Genomic DNA, 5,766 nt, shown 5'->3' with positions numbered 1-5,766 from the left:
ATCACACGGTGACCGCGCCCACGTCCAAGACGGGGCTGGCCACCGAGCGGCTACACCACACTACGGGGCACTACTTCAGCATGAGACCGGAGAAGGTTGCGATTACACGAGACGACGACGGCCCGTTCAGCTCGTCTGGTGCGCAGAGTTCGAACGAGTCGCGGAGGCGTACGACTGGGAACGCCGGATACACGGTTGGTCGCGCGCGAAGAAGCAGCTTCTCATCGATGGCCGGTCTGAGGATCTACCAGGATGGAGCAGGCGTCAGCGGGCGGCGAAGCGCGACGAGGACGCGGAGTGACGCCCTTCGTCTCGCTGCGCTCGCTCAGGAGCCGGCTTGATCTGGCGCGGTTCCTGAGCGAGGAGCGAAGCGACGCCCTTCGTCTCGCTTCGCTCGCTCAGGAACCGACGAAGGGCGCCAAAAGGGCCGCGATCAGGCGGGGTCGAGCAGGGTGCCGGCGGCGTGGGCGCGGAACAGGTCGGACGCGGCCTGCGGATCGCCTGCCTCGAGAACGTCGAGCAGACCGCGGTGCCAGTCGGCCACCTCGTGCCAGTCGCCGGTGAACTTCGGGTCGCCGAGCACGTGCAGCGAGCGCAGGCTGGGCTCCAGCAGATCCCACATCTTGGGCAGGTAGACGTTTCCGCTGGATTCGATCACGCCGCGGTGGAACGCGAAGTCCAGTTCCCGGAAGCGCGCGAGGTCGCCGACCTCGGCGGCCTCGTGCATGCTCGCGATGAGATCGTCGAGCAGGCCGCGGCGCTCGGCATCCAGTGCCCCGCACGCGAGGCGGCCGGCGAGCGCCTCCAGCTCCACGCGAGCGACCTTGGCCTGTGCGGCCTCCTCGGCCGAGTAGCTGGCGACGAAGTTTCCCTGGTGCCGCACGTGCGAGACCAGGCCCTCGTGCGCGAGCCGCTTGAGCGCATCGCGCACCGGCGCCTGGCTGACCTGCAGCTGGCGGGCCAGCTGCGACTCGACCAGCTGCTCGCCCGGGGCCAGCGTCGAGTCCTTGATCATCGCCTTGATCATGGCGTAGATCTGATCCGAGAGCAGTCCCCGCTGCAGGCCTGCTGCGCCCATCACGTCCGTCATGGCTTCCATTGTACTTTCATTATCGACTATCGCTAATGGCCCACGCGGTGCGCCAGGCATCGGCGATCAGGCGGGACGCCTCGGGGAACGGATGCACGCCGTCGGGGGCCAGCTCCGCGGCATCCCGGCCCTCGGCCGCAGCGGTGAGCACCTCGTGCAGCGGCACCAGCTGCGCACCGAACTCGACCGCGAGCCGCCGGACGGCGGCGCGCTTCTCGTCGAGCTCCTCCAGCCAGCCCCGCTGCTCGTTCCGCACCGGAAGCAGATACGGCTCCATCAGGATCAGCACCGGATCGAAAGCATCCACGGCGGACGCCAGGAGCGCACGCAGGGTCTGCTCGAACCGCCCCGTGGGCGTCGGGTCGTCGCTGTCGAACCGGCGCCACACGTCGTTGATGCCGACGTAGACGGTGAGCACCTGCGGCGCGGTGGGCATCAGATCCGATGCCCACCGCGCCGCAAGGTCCACGGCCCGGTCACCGGCGATGCCGAGGTTGCGCACCTCGGCACCGCCGGCCTGCAGCTCAGGAGCCAGCAGCGACACGTATCCGTCCCCGAACGATCCGGGGTCGGTCCTGTCGCGTCCGGCATCCGTGATGGAGTCGCCGATGAACACCAGCCTCTTACGGTCTGTCAGGACCATCGGCTCCTCCTCTGCAGCGGTCCCTGCATGCACGCTATTCAACCGGGTCCTGAGCCGCTGCGCCCGCGCGCCTGCGGCGGCGCACCGACCAGAGCGCGAGGCCGATCAGCAGCATCCCCGCTCCGAGCATCGCGGGCAGCAGCGGATCAGCGCCGGTCAGCGGGAGGGTCCCTCCGCCTGACACACCCCCGGACGGCCCATTCTCGCCGGCGCCTGGCCCACCGGCGCCTGGCCCACCGGCGCCTGGCCCACCGGCGCCTGGCCCACCGGTGCCTGGCCCACCGGTGCCTGGCTCATCCTCTGAGGCGGGATGCACCGAGAACACGTTCTCCTTGCCGTAGTGGTACAGGTTGAAGAAGCCGTCGGCGCCGATGCGCAGGTTCGCTCTGGCATCCCGCACGTTCCACACCGTCTTGCCGTCGACCCGCAGCACCACACGGGTGCCGCCCTCCTCTGCCACGGCGCCGACCTCGATCTCGTGGCTGCTGCCGGGTGCGATCACCGTGTTGGGGATGACGTCGAGCATGGTCTGGCCCGGGGACCAGCTCTGGAACTCGAACGTGTCCTCCTTCACGAGGAACAGGTAGCCGGTGTTGGAGTTCTGCCAGGCCGGGATGCCGGGCTGGTCCGAGCGCACCTGGAACCCGTACCAGCCGCCGTCGAACTTGCCGAAGTCCGCCTGGAGCTTCAGCAGCGTCGACCCGAAGCGCTCGGCTTTGTAGCCGTAGACGCCCTGCGCGGCGAGCTTCACGCCGTCCTCGTCGACGGTGATCCCGGAGGCTTCGCTCCAGTTCGCGGCATCCGTCAGCTGCCGGTCGAGCCGCACCGTCGGATACTCGGCGTCGGCCACCGTGACCTGCACAGATGCCGTGAGCGACGGGTCCGAGACGGAGGTCGCCGTCACGGTGGTCGCACCGGCGCCGACCGCCGCGATGCGGCCGTCATCCGCGACCGTCGCGACCGCGGGGTCAGCACTGGACCAGGTCACGCGGGTGTCGCTGGCGTCCTCCGGTGCTGCCGTGGCCTTCACCGTGTGCCGTTCCCCGACGTTCAGCGCCAGCTTCTCGGCATCCAGGCTGATGCCGGTGACCGGCACCCCCGAGAGCGAGAACCCGATGTTGTCGAAGTCGAGCGAGGGGTAGCCCTCGACGTAGAAGCCCACGCGACCCGCAGCGCCCGGCGCCGGATCCTTGCCCTCGAGCACGATCGCACCGTTCACGACGATCCTGATCGAGCCGTCCTGCACCGCGATGCGCACGTGCGAGGTCTTCCCGTTCGGGAGCGCCTGATCGGCCGGCAGCACCTTCTCGGCGACCGTCTTCCAGTTGCTGTCGAAGATGTCCCAGGTCGGTCCGGCCGCTGCGTTGCGGTAGCGGATGTACCCGCCCCCGTTCTGATTGCGGTTGTAGATGACCAGGCCCGAAGTGGCGATGTCACCGGCGGGCGGGGTGACGTCGAAGTCCAGCACGAACTCGGTGAAGTCGCGCGGGAGCAGGGAGTTCGCCCCCTTCACGATCCGGTACACCTTGTTGCCTGCCGCATCGACCTGGATGCTGCGGTTCGGGTCGGTCGGCCATCCGTTCGCCCCCGACTGGAAGTCGGTGAAGTGCAGCACGCCGTCGCCCTCCGAGACGACGACCTCGATGGTCGCCTGCTTCGCGGGGTCGGACTTCGCGGTCGCGGTGATGGTCGTCGTGCCCGGGCCCATGCCGAGCACCAGGCCCTTGGCATCGACCGTGGCCACGGCGCTGTCGGCCGAGGCGTAGGTCACGGCGGAGTCGGCCGCGTTCCACGGCAGCGGTACGGCGCGCACTCGCGCCTGGTCGCCGGCGTCGATGCGCAGCTGGTCGCTGTCGAAGGCGATGCCCTTCAGCGCCACGGTGTCCGGGGACTGCGACTGCCCGATGTGCCCGGACACGCCGATCTTGTCGAACGCGATCGCCTCGAACCCGGGGATCTTCGAGAAGACCTCGGAGTCGGCCTTGAGCGCGTAGTCGCCCTTGGCGGCGTCCACGAAGCCGGGATCGGCGGTGGCGACCAGGTTGGTGCCGTAGTTCAGCAGGTTCTTGCCGTCCTTGGCACCTTGGTCGTTCAGCCCGGCGATCGGCTTGCGGTTGGGGTTCCACACCACGTTCTTCGCGAAGGTGCTGTGGTTCGGGTAGTAGTGGTCGTCCTCGAAGAAGTGACTCAGCTCGGGGTACTTCTCCAGGTACGGGGTGCCGATGAAGTCGTTGTTGTCGGCGAACACCTGCTTCCAGGCCGGCATGTAGTCGCGGTCCACGACGTTGCCCTCCTGGTTCCCCATCCACTGCTCGTAGTTGTCGTACGGAACGTAGGAGTCGATGAAGACGTTGTTGCTGGCGTTGATGTAGTCGGCCGATCCGCTCTTGATCGCGGAGTTGCCCATGTTCGCGAACACATTCTTCTCGATGGTGAGGTCCCACGTGAAGTTGTCGGCGTAGATGCCCTCGACGCCCGCGATGCCCACGCCGATGTCGTGGAAGTAGTTCTCGCGGAAGACGTGTCCGCGCTGCTGCGGGGTCTTGCCGGAGTTCATGTAGATCGCGCCGAGGTCGTTGAACATCTTGCAGACGTCGTACACCTCGTTGCGCTCGAACAGGTGGTCGTTGCCGTAGACGATGATCCCCGGATGCGGGGCGTCGTGGATCTTGTTGTTCCTGGCGATGTTGCCGACCCCGTCGAACATCACACCCGGGTTGTAGGCCTTGTGGTAGTACGCGAAGTCGGCGATCTCGGAGTTCTCGACCCGGTTGCGACCCGGCTCGAGGGTCGTCTTGTCGCCGCCCTGCAGCACCACGCCGATGCCGCCGACGTGGGTGATCCGGGAGTCGGTCACGGCGTGGTCGCGGCCGCCGCGGTTCACCGGGATGCCGTCGTAGGTGTAGCGGCCGGGCGAGTTGATCAGCACGCCGCCGTCGGTGAAGTAGCGGATGTCGGAGTGCGACACCGTGACGTGCGAACCGCCGAGGATGACGGCGGCCGTGGCGCGCCCGTACTCCATCACGATGTCGTCGAAGGTGACGTACGACGTGTCGTCGGTGCGCAGCATCGGCTCGCTGAGCGTGGTCACCGTGACCGCGCCCTCACCCGAGGTGAACGCCGCGTTGGGCATGAGGTACAGCTTTCCGGCATCCCGGTCGATGTAGTACTCGCCCGGGGCGTCCAGCTCCTCGAGCAGGTTCTGCGCGAAGTGGAAGTCGGGGAACCAGCTCTTCATGATCCCGGACATCTCGCCGTAGCGCAGCGTGATGGTCTTGGCGGTCGTGTCGATCTTGTCGATCTTGTTGTACGACCACTCCCAGCTGTAGCCGAAGATGCCGTCCAGCCAGACGTCCTTCGCCTGGGTCCAGTACTTCGGGCGGTCGTAGCCGTAGGTGAACGTGCCGCCGCGGTCCTGCAGGTCGGCGTCCTTGCGGGTGGGACCGGGATCGATGATGTCGCCCATCTGCACGGTGGGGCTCGCCGCGTCGGCGTTGGGCCAGCGCGCCAGCGTCATGCCCTGTCCGGCGATGTAGAGCTCCATCGGCGGTGTGGTGCTGACGTCGTTGGCCTTCCAGTAGCCGTGCCGGCTGAGCTGGCCGTAGTCGTTCAGGCCGAGGGCCTTCAGATCGACCTCGAGAACCTTGTCGCGTGCGGCGACGTCGACGATGCGGCTGGTGACCGCGCTGTCGGTCACCTTCGCGAAGTCCTCACGGGGCAGCTCGCGGCCGCCCGTCAGGGTCGCCTTCTCGCCCGGGTAGGAGCGGTAGACGATCGGATGCTCGGCTGTGCCGGAGTCCTCCTTGCCCAGCGCGAACGAGGCGCTGCGGTCGTACTGCCCCTCACGCAGGAACACGGTCATGCCCTCGGGCAGGCCCGCACCCGCCTTGAGCTGGCGGATGCGGTCGCGCGCGCCCTCGAGCGTGGCGAGCGGGGCGTCGATGGTTCCCGCGGCGGCGTCATCACCCCCTGGCGCCACGTAGAGGGCGGGTCCGTCGGCGGCGGATGCCGGGGTGGCGACGAGCGCCGTCCC

3 protein-coding genes are annotated in these 5,766 nt (G+C 68.0%); all 3 read right to left on the bottom strand.

The window, feature by feature from the left end; translation table 11 throughout:
- Positions 1–433 precede the first annotated feature (433 nt).
- On the bottom strand, positions 434–1,090 hold the full coding sequence (locus tag BGN97_RS01635) for a GntR family transcriptional regulator (protein WP_292697483.1): 657 nt from the start codon (positions 1,088–1,090) through the stop codon (positions 434–436).
- 19 nt (positions 1,091–1,109) lie between these two features.
- A complete protein-coding gene (locus BGN97_RS01630; RefSeq protein ID WP_292697482.1) occupies positions 1,110–1,733 on the bottom strand; it encodes an SGNH/GDSL hydrolase family protein in 624 nt (207 codons plus the stop codon).
- A gap of 34 nt (positions 1,734–1,767) precedes the next feature.
- Positions 1,768–5,766, bottom strand: a 3,999-nt coding sequence (locus BGN97_RS01625; RefSeq protein ID WP_292697480.1) for an Ig-like domain-containing protein, incomplete at its 5' end; no start/stop codon positions are given.

It is taken from the genome of Microbacterium sp. 69-10 (assembly GCF_001897945.1).
Classification (GTDB): Bacteria; Actinomycetota; Actinomycetes; order Actinomycetales; family Microbacteriaceae; genus Microbacterium.
This window is presented reverse-complemented; position numbering and strand designations above follow the sequence as displayed.